Source organism: Paenibacillus sp. MAHUQ-63, assembly GCF_028765165.1.
In the GTDB taxonomy this organism is placed as follows: Bacteria; Bacillota; Bacilli; order Paenibacillales; family NBRC-103111; genus Paenibacillus_E.
The window spans coordinates 507,599-529,241 of record NZ_JARADB010000001.1 but is presented as its reverse complement, the minus strand read 5'-3'; the positions used below and the strand labels follow the sequence as shown (position 1 = coordinate 529,241).

Here is a 21,643-nt window from a genome sequence, read left to right as displayed (position 1 = left end):
GATCCGACGATGAAATCAGAGATGCAATCCTATACACAGCCTGTCACTCGTAAACGTTCGATCGTACATTCACCCAATTTCGTTTATGTACTAGTAGCACCGCTATTTCTTGTATTACTGGCATACGTGTTATTTCCTTTATGTCAGACCTTTTTACAAAGTGCCTTCGTGGATGGGCAGTTTTCGATGAAAAGCTACGCCAAGTTCTTTAGCTTGGAGCACACTGCAAATCTGGAAGCGCTATGGACCAGCATTTATTTATCGGTCCTTAGTGTGATAACGTGCGCACTCGTTGGTATCGCCATGGCATTCTTGCTTGAGCGCTATGAATTCCCGGGACGGAAAATATTAGCCGTGCTCGTAATGGTTCCAATGGCTTTGCCCCCGTTAATCGGTGTGCTTTCTTTTACGTTTTTATATAGTGAGAGCGGAATCATTCCCCGAGCTCTGAAGCTTCTGTTTCACATGGATCACGTCCCTTTTTCACTTAAAGGTGTGTGGGGAGTCCTCGTTGTCCATACGTTTACAATGTATACGTATTTCTACATGACAGCTTCGTCCGCTATCAAAGGCTTGGATCCATCCCTGGAGGAAGCGGCTTCCAGTCTTGGAGCCGGAAGATTGTATATTTGGCGGCGGGTTATCCTTCCGATGCTGACGCCGGCCATTATCGCTTCTTCTCTGCTGGTTTTTATGGTTTCTATGGCTTCTTACACAGCACCACTCATCTTTGGAATAGAACGAACTATGACAATGCAGATTTACTTGTCGCGTACGAATGGCAATCTGGATATGGCTGCGACGCAATCGACGATTTTATCGTTCGTCTCCATTTTGTTTTTGATTCTAATGCGCTGGTATCAAAGTCTTCGTAACTATCAAAATATGAGTAAAGGCGTCTCTGTGCACAGGACCGAGGTGAAAACGGTGTGGGGCCGGTATTTGGCGATGCTGCTTTCTTTCCTCGGTGTCATTGTTCTGCTTCTGCCGATTTTCGTGATCATTCTGATCTCTTTTTCCGCAGATGGCAAATGGACTACGCAAATATTACCTCCGGAGTACACCTTTAAGCACTATGTGGAGCTTTTTACGGAAAGTAAAACGTGGCGTCCGGTGGCTAACAGTTTCAAAATGAGCTCCATAGCCACATTAGGTAATGTCATATTTGGCGTAGCGGCAGCTTATGCGATGGTACGTATGAAATTCAAAGGAAAGTCGTTAATGGACATTTTTATTATGCTTCCATGGGCGCTGCCGGGTACGGTTGTAGGTATTAATCTGATAGCTGCATTCAGTACGCCTTCAATATTCAGCTTTAACCAAGTGTTGGTAGGAACCTTTTGGATTTTGCCTATCGCTTATTTTGTTCGCCATTTACCTCTGGTTTTCCGCTCGACGTCCGCCACTTTGATACAGATGGACGCCTCCACGGAAGAAGCAGCACGCAATTTGGGGGCTACCTGGTGGTACAGCTTCCGGCGCGTCGTGTTCCCGATGGCCTTAAGCGGCATACTGGCCGGGACACTGCTTGCCTTCGTGGATGGCATTGGCGAATTCGTGGCTTCCATTTTGCTTTTTAAAACAAGTACCGTTCCCATCTCAGTAGAAATATTTCAGAGGATGTACTCATTCGAATTCGGCACCGCTTGTGCATACGGCGTTTTGCAGATCGTCCTGATCATCATTGTTCTCTTTATTTCGCGTAAGATTACAGGGGATAAAGCGGGTAGCGCATTCTGACGATCACTGTTTCATATCAAGCAGGTTCGGTCATATCGTGGGAACACCTAGGAGTTCATAACCACGTCATGATATACAGCGGGAAATTGGCCATTTCTTGCCGTGTGAGAAAGTGATGATCAAAGGAGGAGTTCAATTGAGTGGTAAGTCGAAATCAAGCCCCAAATTAGTATCCATGATGACAAGCGTTGCGATCGCGGGAAGTATGCTCTTACCTGCAATGGCAAGTCCTGCTTATGCGGAGCGAGGCGTAGTAGATCTATGGAAATCGATCAAACCGTTAACGACGATTGCAAGTGCCATGAACACCGGTGCTCATCCAGATGACGAGCATAGTGCTATGCTAGCTTATCTTTCTCTGGGCAAAGGAGTCAATACTTTCAGCGTTATTGCAAACCGTGGCGAGGGCGGGCAAAATGAAATCGGCAGTGAGCTGGGAAATCCCTTGGGCATCATCAGAACGCGCGAACTGCAGGAAGCTTCTAAAATCACTAACGTAACGCTAGGTATGCTTAGCGAGGAAATCAATGATCCGATTTTTGACTTCGGATTTTCCAAAAGTGTAGAAGAAACGCTTCAACATTGGGGAGAGTCCGTTGCGTACGAAAGGTTGATACGTAAGATCCGTGAGGATCGTCCGGATGTCATCATCCCATCATTCCTGAATGAAGATTCGACACATGGCCATCATAGAACGATTAACGTTCTTACTGTTCGGGCTTATAAGGATGCCGCTGACCCGAATGTATTCCCTGAGCAGCTAAAGAAAGGTCTGCAGCCTTGGCAGGTTAAGAAGTTATATTTGCCAGCAGACGCCAAGAAATATAACGTCATGGTTCCAGTCGGCGAATATGATAACATCTACGGCGCCTCTTATGTGCAATTGGGTGAGGAATCACGTTTTATGCATAAGAGTCAAGGTATGGGCAGAGTCGTAGATGAAGGTCCCTCCGGTAATTACTATACACTTGAATCAAGTACGGTAAAAACGAGTGATAAGGAAGCAAGTTTCTTTGAAGGCATTGCATTTACTTTTGCCGATTTGGCTAAAGAGGTTGAGACCAAAGGCAAAGATAACAAAGTAACGAAGGACCTACAGCAGCTGCAAAAAGACAGTGAAGAGGTTATTAAGGCGTATCCTAACTTCACGGAAGTGGCTCGGGAAGTTCACGAAATGAAAAAGGATGTCCAAAATGCCTTGGCCGATGTGAAGTCTTCCAGTCTGGATCAAGCCGTGAAGGATGACCTGTTCTATCGTTTGAATGTGAAAGACGCGCAATTGAACAAAGCTAGCATGGAAGCTACTTCGCTGGTTGTTAAAGTTAAACCGGATACAGGTGAGCTGGTAGCTGGGCAAACGACCAAGGTCGTGGTTTCTGCCTTCAACGGCGGCAATGTCGACCTGAAAAACATTCAGCTAAACTTGAATGTTCCGCAAGGCTGGGCAACAAAGGCTGCAGGGCCGGTTAACTTCGATTCGATTGGCAATAATCAAACGGTTTCTGTTACGTACGATGTGACCGTACCTAAGGACGCTGCTGAGTTCAAGCCTTATGCGGCACCGAACCTAACGGCTGACGTTACATACAAGGCATTTGATACGTCCAGTACGGTTAGAGCAGTTCCGCAAAATGCGGTTGCCGTTCTTCCTGCGTATGCGATGTCGCTTAGCCCTAGTGCAACAGTATTTAATACATTGAAAGCGGATGAGGCGATTCCGGTTAAGGTTACCGTGCGCAACTATACGCCAGGCGCTTCGAAGGCATCCATTTCCTTGAATTTGCCGGAGGGCTGGACGGCTGAGCCGGCTGTAGAAGAGATAAGTTTCGCTTCTAAAGGCGAAACCAAATCCGTTTCTTTCACGGTCAAAGGCTCCTCCAAGGTGGCTACAGGCATGTATTCAATTACGGCAGTAGCTAGGAATGAAAATGTTCAAAGCAATGAAGGCGTTCAAGTGATTTCATACCCGCATATCGGTAAAACATATTTGATTCAGCCTGCCGGACTAAAGGTTCAAGCGTTTGATCTGGCAGTTCCGCAAAACTTGAAAGTTGGATACGTGTCAAGCGGTTTCGATAACATTGATGAATATTTGCGTCAAGTAGGCGTTAATGTTGTGAAGCTGGATGACAAGGCAATCCAATTCGGCGATCTCTCTCAATATGATACGATTGTTCTTGGCATTCGCGCATACGCATTCCGTCCGGAGCTGATTCCGAGTAATCAACGTCTATTGGACTATGTGAAGAACGGCGGGAACCTCGTGGTTCAATATCACAAGCCTGAGGATAAATGGAAGCCTGATCTTGCGCCTTATCCAATCAAGATTGGGGAGCCGCTTATTCAATGGCGGGTAACCGATGAGAATTCCAAGGTTACGATGCTGGCCCCGGATCATCCGATCTTCAATTACCCTAATAAAATTACAGATGCGGATTGGGATTCGTGGATTCAGGACCGTTCCGCTTATAATCCTGCAGAATGGGGCAATGAGTATACGCAGCTGATTTCTAACGGAGATCCGGGTGAAAAAGAATTTACAGGTACTTTCTTATCAGCTCCTTATGGAAAAGGTGTTTACACATACAGCTCGCTGGTATGGTATCGTGAAATTCCAAATCTAGTTCCTGGCGCTATTCGTATGTTCGTTAATATGATTAGCCAAAAACAGTAGTCTAGTATTTAGCTAACCAATTACATCTGGAGGTCACGATCGGTGTCCTCCGGATGTATCATGAATTCGGAGGTTGTTCAGGGGATATGAATGTAATTAATGTTCATGGGCGAGAGGTAGATGAAGTTAAGAATACAGCGCAATTCGCTGTGGTTCCAATCGGTTCTTTAGAGTATCATGGACCACATTCACCGTTGGGTACGGATGTTATCTTGGCTGAGGGCTTTGCACAAATGGTAGATTCTGCTCTTAAGCCCTTAATCTATCCTGTCATCTCGTATACGCCTTGTCCAGGCAAAACCCAAGATTATCCTGGTACGGTTTCGGTCCGCCCATCTGTCTTTATAGATTACTTATCAGACATCGTAGACGGAATTTGTCAGTTGGGAATTCGAAATATTGTCTTACTCAATGCTCACGATGGCAATATGGGGCCTTCCCGGACCGTAGCCGAATCCATCACCGGTGTATATAAAGACGCGAGCTTCTTGTTAATCAACTGGTGGCAAATGGTTGCGACGGATTTTCCTGAGCAAATGGGGTTATTTCAAGGGACTGCGGGCAGAGGCCATGGGGGTCCATACGAAATGTCTGCCGTTAAGGCTTTTCGACCGGACTTGGTTTCCGTACAGGATTCAGACTTGGAATTAGATTCATATCCGCTTTTAACTACAATGCCCTATGTTTTAGTGGAGGGTACGCCCCAAGGATGGGATGGATACACAGGTAAAATCAAGCAAACTTCCTATGAAGCCGGGGAGTCGATCGTGGAGGAAGCTGCTCGGAATATGAATCGACTAATCGCGAATTGGCTAGAAATGAGAGCAAAAAATGAAAGGAAAGGATGAACTGCACAATGGGATATCGTGAACAGCTGCTGGAATCGGAAGGAGCTTCTTTTCCGGGTAAAACGTATACGGAGGTTGTTTTGGAACCGGCTTTTAATGAAGCAAAAGAAAATCTGCTAGGCCCCATGATGGCAATCAATAAAGCACATCTGATCATGCTGCGTGAGCAAAAACTGATCACGGAAGAAGAATGCAAACAAATTGCTAGAGCCATTCAGAGTCTAGATGTGGAGGCTCTGCGCCATAGCGCTTATACCGGAGAGTTCGAAGATTTATTCTTTCAGGTTGAACATCAGCTGTTGGAACATGCCGGGGATATTGCCGGCAATTTGCATCTTGCGAGAAGCCGCAATGATATGGGAATTGCGATCTATAGAATGGTGCTCAGAGAGAAATTAGCGGTGACACTGTCTTCTGCACTTCTCTTAAAGGACCATTTACTGAATTTTGCAGAGGAACATTTGGACACGGTGATGATAGGCTATACACATACACAGCAGGCTCAGCCAACGACTCTCGCTCACTACATGACGGCTGTTATCGATTCCCTGAATCGGGATATTCGACGCATGAAGGCGGCTTATGCCAACTGTAACCGAAGCAGTATGGGGGCAGCGGCATTGACGACCTCCGGATTTGCGATCAGCCGGGAACGTATGATGAACCTGCTTGCTTTTGATGAACTTATTGAAAATTCATATGATGCGATAGGCGGCGCTGATTATTTAGGTGAAATCGCGACGGCCATTCAGTTGGCGGCAATTAATCTAGGGCGGGTTGTACAAGATCTTCTCTTGTGGTGTACGCAAGAGTTTGCGGTGCTTAAGGTAGGAGCTCCTTACGTACAGATCAGCTCCATCATGCCACAGAAACGCAACCCCGTCTCTTTGGAGCATATGCGGGCGTTATTGTCGAGCTGCGTAGGGAATACCAATACAATTCTATCCATGATTCATAACACGCCCTTCGGAGATATTGTAGATACCGAGGATGATATGCAGCCGTATGCTTGGAAAAGTTTAGATATAATGGATAAGTTATATAGATTGTTAGCTGCCGTCATGGGTACGATGGAGGTCAACAAGGAAGTGCTTCGCCGGAGGACGGAAGGAAGCTTCGCAACAGTCACTGAGCTGGCGGATACGTTAGTAAGATCGGATGCGCTGTCATTCAGAAAAGCCCATCATATCGTCAGTGAAGTAGTCAAAAAAGCGCTTGCTAGCGGGTTAAACGCGAATCAAATCACACTTCAGTTGGTGAATGACGCTGCAAGACAAGTTATTGGCCGTGACGTGTCCTTGAATGAAGAAACCTTGCACAGAGCGATGGACCCCGTTCATTTTGTAGACATCCGTACGTTGCCGGGGGGCCCAAATCCGAAAGAAATGAAAAGAATCATTGATGACCGCAGGCTCCAGTACTCGTCACATTTTCAATGGCTGCAAGAGGCTCGGGAAAAGAGCCGATGTGCCATTCAGCATCTGGATGAAGTCATTCTTTTATGGAGTGAAGCTTAATGAGGAAAATAAAAATTCCCCTGCTTGCTTTTGATGGAGGAGGTACCAAAAGCCGCGTTGTACTCACAGATAAGGAAGGAAATATATTAGGACAAGGAAAAGCAGGTCCATGTAATTATCAAGGGGTTGGTAAGAAGAGGGCATTGCGGGAAATCGCTCATGGTATTCGCGAGGCGATAGTGGATCTCGGGATAACCGTAGATTCCGCGACGCTCCCTCCAGTCGAGATCGGCTGCGCCGTTTTTGGAATCGCCGGGTTGGATACGGAATATGATAGGAAAGTGATTATGGAAATGGTGAAGGAGACCCTCTGCCTTCTGACGATCCAAGTAGGGCACTTAGTGGTCCATAACGATGGATTAGCCGCATTGTTAGGTGCAACCGAAGGCCAGCCCGGTGTGCTCGTCATTGCAGGAACAGGGTCGATCGTATTTGGCATAAACGAGTTAGGCCAAACGGGCAGGACTGGCGGATGGGGGCATCGGGTAGGGGACGAAGGAAGCGGGTATTGGATCGGCAAGCAGGCCGTGACAGCGATTCTTCGGACGCATGATGGTCGGGGGGACGCAACTAGACTACATGAATGGGTTCTGCCGCACATGGGCATCAGCCATGTAGAAGACCTGTTCAATTGGGTCTATAGTTCGGACTACTCAGTGGATAAATTAGGAGAATTATCTCATTCGGTTAATTTAGCGGCGATAGCCGGGGATCCTGTAGCTAAACGTATTTTATCCGCAGCCAGTGAGGAATTGTTTGTAAGTGTGCGAGCTATCATTCAGCAATTAATGCTTACGGATAAACCGTTTAAACTGATCCTGCAAGGCGGCGTATTGCAAAATATTAGCCTCGTTCGGGAACAATTGATTTCGCAAGTTGAGGAATATGCACCCCAAGCTCAAATCGTTGAAATGCAGGGTGAACCGATAAACAACGTGACTTCGATGGGCCTCGTTTATCTAAAGGACTCGATCAGCGAATTGAAGGAAGGAGCTGAGTGATATGAGCAAGAGGTTATTATTCGTATTTGCTCATCCTGATGACGAATCTTTTGCTGCTGGAGGAACCATGGCTAAAGCCCATAAACAGGGGCACGAGGTGTTTTTAATATGCGTCACTTCGGGCTGCAAAGGGAGATCCGGCGAGTTTCAATTTAACTCGCGAGAACAGTTAGCCATGCACCGCGAGGAAGAATTACGGATGGCATGTACCATACTGGGTGTTACCGACTTAATTTTATATAGATACCCAGACGGAAGCCTTAAGGATCAAGATCCGGATAAACTGGCCGAGCGGATTAGCCAAACGATTATTGCTTTAAAACCAGATGTAATCCTATCGTTTCCGCTGGATGGGGTTACCGGACATCCGGATCATATTGCCGTCTCCCATGCAGCAGAAAAAGCCGTAATCTTATCGGAGCCATATTATTCCCCGGCTCGGTTGCCTAAGTTTTATTATATATCCGTTCCCCACTATTATGATCATTGTCAGGACGCTGGGCCCAAGGATACATGCATGATTACAGGAAAAGTGGACATCAGTGAATATAGATTGTTGAAGGGACAGGCATTGCAAGCCTATAAAAGTCAAGTTTATTCCGTAAACCGGGCCTACCCGGGTGTGATGCAGAACGATTTTACGGTCATAGGGGCTTATGAATACTACACCTTAATTCGCGCTGACGGAAAGCAGGTTGATCTAGTCGCAGAAAAGTTCTCAAACGAATTACCACTCATCGACTTAGTTGATAAATCCAGCTTCTAAAGCGGAATTAACGATAACATACCATATTCACGTTGAATAAAAACAACAAAAGGATTCGTCGCGGCGGATCCTTTTTACGTTGCACAATATATTGGGCAGAATAAACATTGAATAGACCTTATGTTGGCTTACCCTTGCGTAGTTAATCTGCCGTTCATTCAAAAAAAAACGCAAGACGAATCTGTCATAAAGCCGAATACGATGTATAAGGAAGCAGGTCGGTGAAAATAAGTTTTAGACTGATCCCTTAAAGGAAGCAGCGGCAGACCAAGACTTGGATAAAAAGCCTTAGACTGCCGCTGTAGTCATTCAAATAACGTACCCTTCAGTATAACATCGCATCATCTCTGCAGTCTCCGAAAGAGTTAATGCACAATGAGGACTGGGCATCTTGATAGCTGTGAAACCTTGTGGCTGACACTTGTCATGCCATCCGACACTTATTCCTGGCTGACATTAACTATCAATGGTCACCATAATTTTGCCAAACATATTTATCATCCTTTCCGTGGCAGCTCGCAACTATTTTGCTATCTACAAAACGGTTTCTTGCTGCTCCTATTCCAACTAAAAAGAGCAATACCGCAGCACCAAGCAGAATGAAAAGTGGCAGGTTCCAACTATTTGTCGCATCATGCAGATATCCTATAAGAGCAGGACCGACTGCGGCAAAAAGATATCCGATCGATTGCGCCATGCCAGACAGTTTCGCTGCTTGATGCGCGTTTTCAGTACGTAACCCGAAAAACATCATGGACAAACTAAAGGCGAAGCCTCCACCAATTCCGAGCATGATGATCCACAACAGAATCATATTGGAGCTTCCGTAAAGAAGTCCAATCGTTCCCATCAAAAGCAAAATGGTTGTTATGACCACTAACAACCGTTGGCTAGACATGCGCCCAGCAATAACGGGGACTATAAAGACAAATGGAAGCATAACTAACTGCATGATCGAGAGGTACCATCCTGATTGATTTGGATGAATTCCTTGCTGCTTTAAAATTTCAGGCAACCATGCGATCAACACATAGAAAACCATGGACTGTATACCCATAAACAAGGTTACTTGCCAGGCAATGAGGGATTTCCAAACATTCACATCGTTGCTGGCCATTTGTTGACTCGCCGTGGTTGTTTGCTTCGTTTGACTTCTTAATTGGGGTAACCAACAGAGGACCGATACAAAGCTTAGAACCCCCCATATTCCCAATGCTCCCTGCCATTTTAGACCTGCGTTCGCGGCTAGAGGCACACTGATTCCCGATGCGATTGCTCCACATAAACTCATTGAAATGGAGTAAACACCTGTCATGGCACCAATTTTATTTGGGAAATCCCTTTTGATTATACTTGGCAATAATACATTACATACCGCAATTGCAAATCCAAGAATTGCTGTCCCAATAAACAGATTAGCTGCGCCAGATAAAGAACGTATTACAATACCTACAGTGAGAGAGAGTAAGGCAATCATTATGATCCGTTCAACCCCATACCTTTGCCCTAATTTTGGTACTAGAGGCGATAATAAAGCAAATGCAAGCAAGGGTACCGTTGTGATCAGGCCTGCTAATGTATTTGAAATATGAATGTCATCCCTTATTAGACTTACTAAAGGACTGACTGATGTTAAGGGAGTACGTAAATTAGCTGCAATAACAATAATGCCGAGAATGATCAGCCCTATAGAGGATGGTACGGCTTTATTATTTTGTTTGTTCGGCATTCTTAATTTCTCCTTCCTGAATCTTGAAAAGACAATACATCCGCGCGAATAAACAAAGTATATTATAGTATATTATTTTTATCAATAAGTAATTTATAATATACCGAAATTCATCTAGAAACAAAAATACAACTCTGAAATTCCCGTCATGGAATTCAGAGTTGTATTTAATAAGTTGAATTTTCGACTTTAGAAATCGTATTTTAAGGATATATGGAGCACTGTTTCGCTATCCGTATGATTGGTATAAGAATGAGGACAATCTGCACGAAAACTGATAGTATCATATTGATTCAATGTGTAAATCTCTCCATTGACTTGGATTTCAATGGAACCAGTCATGACTGTTGCAATTTCAGTTGTATTGACATGATGCCCTTCAGGCTGATACAAGCTATTTGGCTGTAAGTAAGCCCTACACATCTCAATATCGTTACTTTTAAAGACTGGTTCAATGACCCAATTTTTATGATCATTAGAAAACCGCAGTCCTTCACCTGCCCGATACAAACTAGCAGAGGAGGCGTCTGATTTGAACAAAGCCAATAGCGGTAAAGATATACCTTTTGAAATTTTCCATATAATCGCCAAAGTTGGATTTGTCTCGCCACGTTCAATATTCCCCAGAGTAAGTTTACTTACGCCCGTTAGTTCCGATAAGTCGTCTAAGCTCATGTTTTTTTCTTTTCTGTATTTTTTCAAGGCAACACCGATTTGTAATACAATTTCTTTTGATTCATTGATTTCATCCATTAGATTCACCTCAACAAAAAACAGTTATAGCCAGTATATTATTTATTTAGATTCTTTTCCATACGAGTAGTATTTGATGGTGGACTACACTCCTATGAAAAATAATCTCGCCCGTCTATTCGTCAAATGAAATTCAGAGCGCAGAAATTGGCACTTGGGACACGGAACTTATACTTCGCGCTGAAAGATCCGGTAAAGGGAATGGACGTATATACACATCACCAACCGGCGATCGTTCTTGCAGGGCTTCCATCAATTTATATTCGCTGCCTCAGGCCGCTTCACATATATCCGAAATAACTGAATATATAAAACAATACTAATGAATGCAAATGCCAAAATAATGGTGAAAATGACGATTGGCGGAACCCAACTCGATAGGAATACCGTCACTGGTGCTACAAATTTGCCGATCGTGTTCTGCAAGCTGTTGGCTCCCATGTACTGCCCCCTTGCGTTCTCTGGCGCATAGCCGCTTATAAAGCTCTGTGCCACTGGAGAACGGACAATTTCCCCAAAAGTGAAAATGGCTGTAACAAAAAAAAGGAACCATATATTGGAATTTATTCCGAGAGCGAACGTCCCAATTCCAGACAATAGGGATGACAGAATGAATACATTTCGTTCATTCCATTCGCGGAACCATTTCGTAACAGGAAGGATAAACAGTACAAATAAAATTCCGTTGAACCCCAGTAACCATCCATAAATCTCCTTGCTGGACAGCCTCAGGGATTCGCCGCCGTTCCACGCCAAGAGAAACTGGGCTGGGACTTCATTGATCACATATACCGATGAATATAAATCCAGTTGCATAATGGGCACTAGAGCAAAGATTCCTGCTGAAATATAGAGTAGGAACACTTTATCGCGAAAAATAACGCCATAACCCTTCCATTGCTCCTTGAATGCATGGCTAATCGAAGTTGAACTTTTCGTACATTGTGCCGAATGCGGTAATGTTTCATGAACGATAAAATAAATGGCGATAAAATACAATAGCAAGACTAATGCGCAGATCCACAGTAGCTCTTGCCGATAGTGGAAGAAGAAAACGGCTCCAAGTGCTGGACCAATCACGGCACCAATGTTATTGGCCGTCGTAAACGTTGCGTATATTTGCCGAAGGTGCCCCGAGGGGACCAGGTCTGCAACCATTGCCGAACTTGCGGGACTATAGAGGGCCCCCCCCAGACCAATGCCGATAAAAGCGATATAATCGAACCAATGGGACGGAGACATCGCAAATAAAATAAACATCATTGCCTGAACAAAAGCGCCAAGCAGCATAACGGGCCGCCGCCCTATCTTGTCGGCTAGAGTTCCTCCGAGTAGACTTCCAAGCAAGCTGAAGATCGGAGGGACTGACATCATAATGGCGGCGATATGATTGCCCAATGCAGTACCGAAATATACGGTAATAAACGGGAAGTACATCCAGAACAGCATGTTAAACAGTCCTTCACCGATTAACCGGACTTTTAAATTGTTATTCCATAAGCGGATTTTCACAAAATCCTCCTCTTTCCACAGGCATCTGAATGTACCTAGATTACCCAGTCGGGTATACAAAATATAGAATATTATCCTGATAAAATATAGACTTATAATTACGGATGGTTTATAATAATATTATGGAATTCGAATGCAGACCGGTCTATTTAAATTGTATCAAAAAACGAACATATGTTTGTTACTGAAAAGACGCTTCTATCAGAAGCGTCTTTTTTAGTTACTTTAGTAGTGGGCCTGTCTCAGAATTGAGACAGGCCCATTATTCTTCACAGGATCACAATACTCCATTTTTTCATGGTAAGAATAGTTAGCGGTTTTCCAATATTAATCTGATGTGCTGCAGAGCTGATATCAGTTTGGAAAATAATTCTTGAGGGCAATGGTAATCATAATATCAGCCCAACCGGATCGGAGAAGAAACAATGCTCTATAACTTATTTCGCGGCCGATTCATAAGCGGAATCGTCGAGGTCACGGAGTAGTCCTCAAGTTTACAAATTGTGGGGGCCCATGTCAAAAATCGGACTTCATGGGAAGGCGGGGCCCCGAAACTTAAAAGTACGATGGATCTGAAAGCAATCGTGTTGGAGGCCAAAGAGAAGGACGTTTTGGACAACAGGATTTTGAAGCGAGAACTGGAACAGCTCCTTGAAAAGCGGTTTCAACTGCTATTCAGCAAGCTAAAACAGGAACATTCGGACATTCTGATGACCGGCGAGATCTTTCGAAGGAAGCTCACGCAGAGTCAAGTCGATGAATGGGAAAATCAACTGTTTCCTAAGCTAGTTATTGATTTTCGAACGGTAGTGGATATTCGGAATACCGGGGATTTAAAAATAGGAAAATAAACTGGGTATTCTCGCCTATTCGAGATAATTTATATCCATCTGTCCCAGTTGTATTTGCTCATCGCTAACTTTCTCACCTGTTACTGTAGAAGAGTAGCCTGAAACAGGGCGTCCCCGGCGGTGACATTCTGTTAGATGTTCGGTCTGCCTACAAGCCGCTCTTTTTTTACGTTCGTAGTATGTTGACTCCGATAACCCAAGGATGCGCAGTACAACTGCTGCTGGCTCACCCCGCTTAATGAACGGGTTGCTACTTCAACTTTTTCTGATAAGCGGGGTTTTTCTTTTTTAATAGCTCTCTGAGGATTTCTATTTCGAGTTCTTTCTCACCAAGAACCTTCACCGCTTTTTCATAGCGCTCCTCCACCTCCTGCAGTCGCCGTAATTCCTCTATATTCTCATCTGTTCGAGGAATCCCCGATTCTGCGATGGTGTCACGGTAATCTTTCACCCATAAACGGATGGTTTCAGGGTGTGTGTCATATATGCGGGCGAGCACCCCAATCTTAACACCGGCTAATGCTTCCTTAACTATTTTAAGTTTTTCTTCCTCTTTAAACCTCTTTTTCATTCTGGATCATCTCCCTTGCTTTTAGTTTAATTTATTGGTTGGGAGGACTCCAGTTTAATTAAGGGGTCTAAGAGGTTTATCCCACCTGAGCGCAGAATAAAAGGAAAAACTCCCGCTATTCCTATGCCGAATAGGCTTTGGGAAGGAATAACGGGAATTACTCCCGTTAAAATGGCGAAGAATGCCCTCTTGCGGCCATTTTGTGCAAAATTAACAGGAGTTTATCCAGTTATCCTACCCGGATCGGCTCTATTCAGCCGAAATAACAGGAGAAATTCCCGTTACCCGCGCTCCGTAGGCTAGGATCGGCTCCTGCTGCCTCCTGCTGAACCAGGAATCTTCGTATACAGCGCTGCACGTCGAAATCCCACCTGAGCGCAGAATAAAAGGAAAAACTCCCGCTATTCCTATGTCGTATAGGCTTTCGGGAGTAATAACGGGAATTACTCCCGTTAAAATGGCGAAGAATGCCCTCTTGCGGCCATTTTGTGTAGAATTAACGGGAGATTATCCAGTTATCCTACCCGGATCGGCTCTATTCAGCCGAAATAACAGGAGAAATTCCCGTTACCCGCGCTCCTTAGGCTAGGATCGTTACCCGCGCTCCCTAAGCTAGGATCGGCTCCTACCTACCACCTCTGCTACCACCTGTGCCTACTACCTCCCACCTGAACCAGGGATCCTCGTTATGCCGAAGCGCTGCACAGGATTATCAGAGAATTTCCATATAATCCGTCAAGAAACCGGGGATGCTATCAGAGACATTATCCGAGGAGGAGTATGGCAAGTGGATTCTACTTATGAGCATACGTACATTCCCTTAACGTCCGTTTCGAGCGGCGAGGGCAAGGAAGTCAGCATCGATATTTACTGTTACTGCATTCAATTCGTGAATATATGTCTGATCGGGAACCCGACAAGCAAAGCGAAAACCTGGTATCTCGTCGATGCCGGCATGCCGCAATCCGCAAATGAGATCATACGGCTTGCCGAGGACCACTACGGCCCGCTTACGAAGCCGGAGGGGATCATCCTGACCCATGGTCACTTCGATCATGTCGGGGCGCTCACGGAGCTGCTGGAGCATTGGGACGTGCCCGTATATGCGCATGAGTTGGAAATTCCGTATCTGACGGGAAAAGCGAACTATCCCCAGGGCGACTCTACCGTGAACGGCGGCTTGATTAGCGAGCTTTCCCCGCTATTCCCGAATCACGGCATCAACATCGCCAGTCATGTGAAGCCGCTGCCGCAAGGCGGCGCCATCCCCGGATTGCCGGAGTGGCAGTGGGTACATACACCGGGTCATACGCCGGGTCATATTTCGCTGTTCCGGGAGAAGGACCGCTCCCTTATCGCAGGGGACGCTTTCGTAACGGTGAAGCAGGAATCGCTTTACCGGGTCATCCTGCAGACGCAGGAGATCAGCGGGCCGCCGAAATATTTTACGACCGACTGGGAAGCGGCGGAGCAATCGGTGAAGAAGCTCAACGAGCTGAAGCCCAGCTTGGCGGTAACAGGGCATGGCACGCCTATGCGCGGGGATGAGCTGACCCTTCAGCTCGGCAGCTTGGCTGACCATTTCGAGCAAATGGCTGTGCCGAAAGAAGGCCGGTATGTTCACTAGCCGGTAATACAAACAACAGGACCTGGGGAATGTACGGCATACAACCATGCCGCATGCATTCCTCAGGTCCTGCTCGTTTAACCTATAAGTACAGGTTCTTTCTTCTCCTGCTTGATGTCCTTGGACTCGGTTGATTCCGAAGGTTCGGCTTCATCTGCAGAACCAGGCGCGTTCTCCGCAAATTCCTCCCCGGCGAGATCCATTGCCATCTGCCCTTCCTCTGCTTGCAGCTCTGCATGAGCCTGAGGTACCGCAATTCCTGTGCGATCGAGCGCAGCCACAGCGGCAGCCGCAGTCTCCCGGTCAGGAAGACTTCCCAATTCTCCGCTTTCGTGCGCATCCTCATCCTCATCCGATTCGGTAATCCGGAATTTGCTGATCTCCATAAACAATTGTTCCGCCAACGATAGAATGTCATCCGATTGCTCGGCAATCCGGCGAATGGAGGCATCCTGCTGGATCGACGTCGAATTGACTTCCTCCACGCCTGCCGCAGTTTCCTGTGCGATCGCCGCAACGAATTGAACGGAATCGACCAGCGTATCGTTCTTTGAGCGGGCTTGCTCGATCTTGAGATGAATCTGTTCGATCTGATTCTTGATGCCCTTCATGGACTGGTCAATGCTCTCGAAGGAGCCCAGCGTATCGGCAACACGGTGTCTCTGCGCATTGGCCGATTCCCTTGCTTCGAGCAGCGAGCTTTGCAGCTCCTTGATCTGCTTCTGCAGCGCTTGTGTGATGCCGCTGATCGTTTTGGACGAGTCGTTCGTCTGCTGCGACAGCTGGCGAACCTCGTCCGCGATGACGGAGAAGCCGCGGCCGTGCACACCCGCTCTTGCCGCTTCAATCGCGGCATTCAGTGCAAGCACATTCGTCTGCGTCGAGATCTCCGTGATCGAATGTGTGATAGCGCCGATTTGCTTCGAGCTGGCGGCTAAGGTCTGCATCGCGGCATCCACTTTGTGCAGCACCGCTTGCGACTGCTCGGACGACGTTTTCAACGCCCGGACATAGCCCGTGCCTTGCAGCGTGCCCGCTGCGGCTTCATCGCTGGCGCGTATCATTTCATGTGTGTACGCGGTAATGTCGCGAATCTCCGCCTCAAGCTCGGCGATGATCTGCGAGGACATCTCGGTCTTCGTTGCTTGCTCGTCGGCACCGCCGGAGATTTCGTGGATCGCCTTGAGAATGTCCGTGTTCGCCGAAGCCGTTACCTGCGAGAACCGGTGGAACTCATGCGAATGGCCGGTCAGGGACGAAGCGATCTGCTTCGTGGCATGGAGCATTTGGCGAACCTGAAGGATCATATGGTCGAAGCTGTGGCTAAGCCGACCCAACTCGTCGTTCGAGGTCGCGTTGATCGTGTGAGTCAAATCACCGGAGGCAATAAGCGAAACGGCTTTCTGCAGCTTCTGAATCGGTCGAATATAGGAACGAATAAGGAAGAAGGCGATCAAGACAGTAGATATGAGCACGACGATAGATACGTATATCATAACCGACGTGGTGCTGTCCAACGCTTTGGTAGACGACTGAATCGCTTGGTCCGCCTCCCCGGCGTAAGTCACATAGAACTTATCAACGAGTTCGAAAATGACGGTTTTCAAATCCTGTGATTCATTGTACAGATACAGCAAATTCATTTCCAAATCTTTCGCATTCGTTCCATTGCCCTGAATCATCGCGGCAGCAGAATCGAAATTGTTTATGTAGTCGACGGACGCCTGGATCAACTGGCTGCGCCATTTTCGTTGCTCATCTGTAACCGCGGTATCGCCAATCCTCTTGATGCGGTCATTGAATGGGTTTCGCAAAGCGTTGTACTTCACAATATATATGGGTTTTTTGGAAATCTCCAAACCGGAAGCAATAATATTCATTTCCTGCACCATTTCTTTTAATTCCAACGCCAGCACTTTGAGCTCAACCTTATCATTCTGATCGGTCAAGCTCTGTTTGATTTGACTGACTTGATACAAATTAAAGAAAGCTACGGCCAGGAAGATCAGGAGTACACCGCTGAAGCTGACGATTAACTTGGTGCGCATAGTCAAATTATTAATGCTGAATTTTCTCACACTCATCCCCCCAAAAATAGACAAGATCTGATAAAGTTCTTGTTTCTACTTATAAATATAGGAGGCTTCTATTAACTAAAGCGTCGAAGTATGTAAATGAAATGTAAAATAAACCAGACAAAACTATGGAAAAAGTACGATTAAAAGTTTTACATTACGTTTACGTTTCACGGGTTTGGAATTTACATTCGGTTGTTACGATGAATGTGTAAGTTAGTTCGAGGCACACAGAGGAAATCGAAACTAACAAGAGATAGCAACATACAATAAAAGGAGGACATGCTGACAATGTTCAAGTTCATGTCGAAAAAAGGGATTACATTTACACTTTCCGCGGTACTCATGATGGGGTCTTTGGTTGGTTGCGGAGCTAAAACAGAGACGAATGGCGCCGCTTCTACAACACCTGCTGCCACAACAGCGGCATCAGCTTCTGCTAAACCATCCGACACGCCAAAAACAGAGCTTAGCGGCACAATCACAGCTTCCGGCTCAAGCGCACTGCTTCCACTGGTGAAACAAGCGGCAACGGAGTTCATGGAGAAAAACCCTAAAGTAACGATCAACGTTACAGCTGGCGGTTCCGGTACAGGTATTAAGAACGTAGCTGACGGTACTTCCGACATCGGTAACTCCGACGTAGAACCAGCTGCTGAATATAAAGACAAAGGTCTTGTCGACCACCAAGTTGCAATCGCACCTTTTGCATTGATTGTAAACAAAGATGTGAAAGTAGATAATGTAACGAAACAGCAAGCTGCTGATATCTACATGGGCAAAGTCACGAACTGGAAAGACGTCGGCGGTAACGATGCCAAAATCGTACTTGTACACCGTCCGGACAGCTCCGGTTCCCGTACACTTGTTAAAACAATCATTCTTGACGGCAAAGAGTTTACGAAAGACGGAATCACACAAGAAAACAGCGGCGCTATGAAAACTGCCGTTGCCGGTCAATCCGGTTCCATCGGTTATGTAGATACTCCTTACATCGACGATACCGTTAAAGCTTTGAAAATTGACGGCGTAGCTTTCTCCGAAGACAACATCAAAAACGGCACATACAAATTGTATGGTGTTGAGCACATGTATACGAAAGGTGAAGCTAAAGATCCGGCAAAAGCATTCATCGAGTACATCCAAAGCAAAGATTTCCAAGGCAAACAAGTTCGCGATTTGAAATTCTTGCCGGCTGACCTGCTCAAAAAATAATAGCAATAACTTCTTGGAGCGCCCACAATCTGTGGGTGCTCTTTTTAGGTTTTTGAACGGTGGTTATGAAACTTTTACATTGCCTTTACAATTCATTAACGATCCAATGACATTCATGTCCTATCATGAAAGCATGACATGTGAACGCATGTGGTAATAAGTGAAGGGGGATTATCCCAGTGAATTCCATAGCAGACAAACTATCAAATGCGAGTTCAGAAAGAAGCCGTCCAGTTGTTTCCAAATGGACCCGAGGACAACATAGACAAGACAGCATCATGCGATGGTTGTTTGTCACCAGCGCGGCTCTTGTGTCCGCGATTATTTTCTCAATCATCGTTTTCGTAGGTATGCAGGGATTGAAAACTTTTCAAGGTGTTAGCCCGCTGGAGTTTTTCTTCTCCACCGACTGGACGCCGGGCCAAAATAAATTCGGAGCTTTCCCTTTTCTATACAGCACGCTGTTAATGACGCTGGTAGCGGTCGTGATCTCGGTACCGCTCGCTTTATCGGGAGCGTTGTTCATGGCGAAGATCGCTCCCAAATGGATGCGGGAAATCATGCGTCCGGCAACGGACTTGTTCGTCGGTATCCCGTCCGTTGTATATGGTCTTATCGGGATGACCGTCATTGTGCCTGCTTTGGGTAAGCTCACAAACGGAGTCGGATACGGGATTCTGCCTGCCGCTATAATTTTGGCGATTATGATTCTTCCAACTATTTTGTCCATTTCGGAGGATGCTATCCGCGCTCTGCCGAGCCGCTTGGAAGAAGCCTCGCTCGCTCTTGGAGCAACGCGCTGGCAGACGATGTGGCGCGTGCTGCTGCCGGCAGCCAGACCGGGCATTTTGACGGCCATCATTTTGGGAATGGGGCGTGCGATCGGCGAAACGATGGCCGTCTTCATGGTCATCGGGAACTCGCCGCAAATGCCGAAGTCGCTGCTGGATTCCACTACGGTACTAACAACAGCGATCGTGAAAGATATGGGGAATACGAATTACGGATCCACATGGAACAACGCCCTCTATTTAATGGCACTACTGCTGCTCGTGATCTCCTTAGCCTTAATTCTTATCATTCGTATCGTCGCGAAGAGGAGTGAAGTGAAATGACAAGTAAAACGACAGACCGGATCGCGACGGTATATTTCTGGGCCGCGGGCATTGCGATCATCGGTATTCTGGCCTGGTTCCTCATCCGGATATTGGGTGACGGACTGCCGCATCTATCCTGGCATTTCATTTTCGGCAAATCGGAAGAAATCAAGGCTGGCGGGGGGGTCGGACCTCAGCTGTTCAACTCCTTCTATGTCTTGATTCTCTCTCTCATCATATCGGTTCCAATCGGATTGTTCGCTGGGATTTACCTGGCGATTTACGCACAAAAGAATTGGTTTACGGATCTCGTTCGTATCTCGGTTGAAGCTTTATCCTCCGTACCTTCCATCGTTTTCGGTTTGTTCGGTTTCTTGCTCTTCGCCAACTTGCTCGGCCTGAAATTCTCCATTCTCGGCGGCGCGGCGACTGTAGCTCTTCTGAATCTGCCGGTCATGGTTCGGGTCACAGAGGAATCGATTCGTACCGTTCCGGAATCTTATTGGGAAGCGAGCTTGGCGCTCGGCTCAACGAAATGGCAGGCGATCCGCAAGGTGCTGATTCCGGCGGCGCTGCCCAGCTTGATCACCGGCATCACGCTGATCGCAGGACGCGCATTAGGTGAATCCGCGATTCTGATTTATACGGCAGGCTTGTCGGTATCGAGATTTTTCCCGGATTTCAACCCGCTCAACATGGGGGAGACCTTGTCCGTTCACCTCTGGTATGTCGGCGCTGAAGCGCTTGTTCCGGATGCTAAAGAAATTGCCAAAGGAAGCGCCGCGCTGCTTCTGATCGTCGTTCTTATCTTTAACCTTCTCGTGTCCATACCAAGCCGAATCCTACAAAAAAGACTTTCCGGGGGGAAATAATTATGGCGATCGCGACCATGACCAAAATCAAAGCAGAGAAATTGAATTTGTTTTACGGCGAAAACCATGCGCTTCATGATATTGATTTGACGATCGAAACAGGAACGATCGCGGCGTTGATCGGACCTTCCGGCTGCGGGAAATCGACGTTCCTGCGGACGCTCAACCGGATGAACGATCTCATCGACAGCGTTCGTATTACAGGCAGCGTATCCGTTGACGGCCAAAATATTTATGGCGGGGACTCCGATGTCGTCTCCTTGCGCAAGCGCGTAGGCATGGTGTTTCAACGCCCGAATCCTTTCCCGATGAGCATCTACGACAACATTGCTTACGGACCGCGCATTCACGGCATCAAGAAGAAAGCGCTGCTCGATCAAATCGTGGAGCGCAGCCTAGTGCAAGCCGCGCTGTGGGACGAAGTGAAGGACCGCTTGCACAAATCCGCACTGGGCTTGTCCGGCGGCCAACAGCAGCGTCTATGCATCGCCCGTTTGCTCGCGGTAGAACCCGATGTGCTGCTGATGGATGAGCCGACATCGGCACTCGATCCAATCTCGACGCTGAAGGTTGAAGAGTTGACCCAAACGCTGAAAGACAAATATACGATCATTATTGTGACACATAACATGCAGCAGGCCGCTCGGATTTCGGATATGACGTCTTTCTTCCTGAACGGATATTTGGTGGAAACCGATAAAACCGACAAAATCTTTACCAATCCTAACGACCAACGGACCGAAGATTACATCACGGGCAGATTCGGTTAACTACAACTGGAAGGAGCAACGTTTA

At 46.6% G+C, this 21,643-nt stretch carries 17 protein-coding genes; 12 read left to right on the top strand and 5 right to left on the bottom strand.

Features of this window, described 5'->3' with window-relative positions; all coding sequences use genetic code 11:
* Positions 1-9: 9 nt before the first annotated feature.
* The 6 genes from PUT07_RS02195 (at position 10) to PUT07_RS02170 (ending at position 8,546) form a co-directional block, all read left to right on the top strand.
* Positions 10-1,740, top strand: coding sequence for an ABC transporter permease (locus PUT07_RS02195; RefSeq protein WP_274466111.1), 1,731 nt, complete (start codon positions 10-12; stop codon positions 1,738-1,740).
* 175 nt (positions 1,741-1,915) lie between these two features.
* Entirely contained in the window at positions 1,916-4,414 is a 2,499-nt protein-coding gene (locus PUT07_RS02190; protein ID WP_274467431.1) for an NEW3 domain-containing protein, read from the top strand.
* An 86-nt stretch (positions 4,415-4,500) separates the two neighbouring features.
* Positions 4,501-5,262 (top strand): creatininase family protein, encoded by a 762-nt coding sequence (locus tag PUT07_RS02185; RefSeq protein WP_274466110.1) that lies wholly within the window; start codon positions 4,501-4,503, stop codon positions 5,260-5,262.
* A gap of 8 nt (positions 5,263-5,270) precedes the next feature.
* Positions 5,271-6,779 carry an argininosuccinate lyase gene (gene argH, locus PUT07_RS02180; RefSeq protein WP_274466109.1) on the top strand — a complete coding sequence of 503 codons (1,509 nt, stop codon included), beginning with the start codon at positions 5,271-5,273 and terminating at the stop codon, positions 6,777-6,779.
* Positions 6,779-7,780, top strand: a complete 1,002-nt coding sequence (locus PUT07_RS02175) for an N-acetylglucosamine kinase (protein ID WP_274466108.1) — start codon at positions 6,779-6,781, stop codon at positions 7,778-7,780. Before argH ends, PUT07_RS02175 begins: the two co-directional genes overlap by 1 nt.
* 1 nt (position 7,781) lies before the next feature.
* Positions 7,782-8,546, top strand: a complete 765-nt coding sequence (locus PUT07_RS02170) for a PIG-L deacetylase family protein (protein WP_274466107.1) — start codon at positions 7,782-7,784, stop codon at positions 8,544-8,546.
* A gap of 463 nt (positions 8,547-9,009) precedes the next feature.
* Here the strand turns inward: PUT07_RS02170 and PUT07_RS02165 are convergent, their stop codons facing one another.
* The 3 genes from PUT07_RS02165 to PUT07_RS02155 form a co-directional block, all read right to left on the bottom strand.
* A complete protein-coding gene (locus tag PUT07_RS02165; protein WP_274466106.1) occupies positions 9,010-10,275 on the bottom strand; it encodes a CynX/NimT family MFS transporter in 1,266 nt (421 codons plus the stop codon).
* Between the two features lie 189 nt (positions 10,276-10,464).
* Complete coding sequence (locus PUT07_RS02160) at positions 10,465-11,028, bottom strand: helix-turn-helix domain-containing protein (protein WP_274466104.1); 564 nt, start codon at positions 11,026-11,028, stop codon at positions 10,465-10,467.
* Positions 11,029-11,280: 252 nt separating this feature from the next.
* The gene (locus tag PUT07_RS02155; protein ID WP_274466103.1) at positions 11,281-12,540 is read right to left on the bottom strand and encodes an MFS transporter; all 1,260 of its coding nucleotides are present in this window, start codon (positions 12,538-12,540) and stop codon (positions 11,281-11,283) included.
* 503 nt (positions 12,541-13,043) lie between these two features.
* Here PUT07_RS02155 and PUT07_RS02150 point away from each other — a divergent pair.
* Positions 13,044-13,391, top strand: coding sequence for a Ger(x)C family spore germination C-terminal domain-containing protein (locus tag PUT07_RS02150; RefSeq protein WP_274466102.1), 348 nt, complete (start codon positions 13,044-13,046; stop codon positions 13,389-13,391).
* Positions 13,392-13,641: 250 nt separating this feature from the next.
* Here PUT07_RS02150 and PUT07_RS02145 read toward each other — a convergent pair whose 3' ends face one another.
* Entirely contained in the window at positions 13,642-13,962 is a 321-nt protein-coding gene (locus tag PUT07_RS02145) for a transposase (protein ID WP_274466101.1), read from the bottom strand.
* 787 nt (positions 13,963-14,749) lie between these two features.
* Between PUT07_RS02145 and PUT07_RS02140 the strand changes: the two genes are divergently transcribed.
* The gene (locus PUT07_RS02140; protein ID WP_274466100.1) at positions 14,750-15,589 is read left to right on the top strand and encodes an MBL fold metallo-hydrolase; all 840 of its coding nucleotides are present in this window, start codon (positions 14,750-14,752) and stop codon (positions 15,587-15,589) included.
* A gap of 77 nt (positions 15,590-15,666) precedes the next feature.
* Here the strand turns inward: PUT07_RS02140 and PUT07_RS02135 are convergent, their stop codons facing one another.
* Complete coding sequence (locus PUT07_RS02135; protein ID WP_274466099.1) at positions 15,667-17,667, bottom strand: methyl-accepting chemotaxis protein; 2,001 nt, start codon at positions 17,665-17,667, stop codon at positions 15,667-15,669.
* Between the two features lie 288 nt (positions 17,668-17,955).
* On the opposite strand from PUT07_RS02135, the gene PUT07_RS02130 reads away from it, so the two are divergent.
* The 4 genes from PUT07_RS02130 (at position 17,956) to pstB (ending at position 21,618) form a co-directional block, all read left to right on the top strand.
* Complete coding sequence (locus tag PUT07_RS02130; protein ID WP_274466097.1) at positions 17,956-18,879, top strand: phosphate ABC transporter substrate-binding protein; 924 nt, start codon at positions 17,956-17,958, stop codon at positions 18,877-18,879.
* A gap of 278 nt (positions 18,880-19,157) precedes the next feature.
* Positions 19,158-19,994, top strand: a complete 837-nt coding sequence (gene pstC, locus PUT07_RS02125) for a phosphate ABC transporter permease subunit PstC (RefSeq protein WP_274466096.1) — start codon at positions 19,158-19,160, stop codon at positions 19,992-19,994.
* Positions 19,991-20,848, top strand: a complete 858-nt coding sequence (pstA, locus tag PUT07_RS02120) for a phosphate ABC transporter permease PstA (protein ID WP_274466094.1) — start codon at positions 19,991-19,993, stop codon at positions 20,846-20,848. The genes pstC and pstA overlap by 4 nt, the downstream gene beginning before the upstream one ends.
* A gap of 2 nt (positions 20,849-20,850) precedes the next feature.
* Positions 20,851-21,618, top strand: a complete 768-nt coding sequence (pstB, locus tag PUT07_RS02115) for a phosphate ABC transporter ATP-binding protein PstB (RefSeq protein ID WP_274466092.1) — start codon at positions 20,851-20,853, stop codon at positions 21,616-21,618.
* Positions 21,619-21,643: the final 25 nt, after the last annotated feature.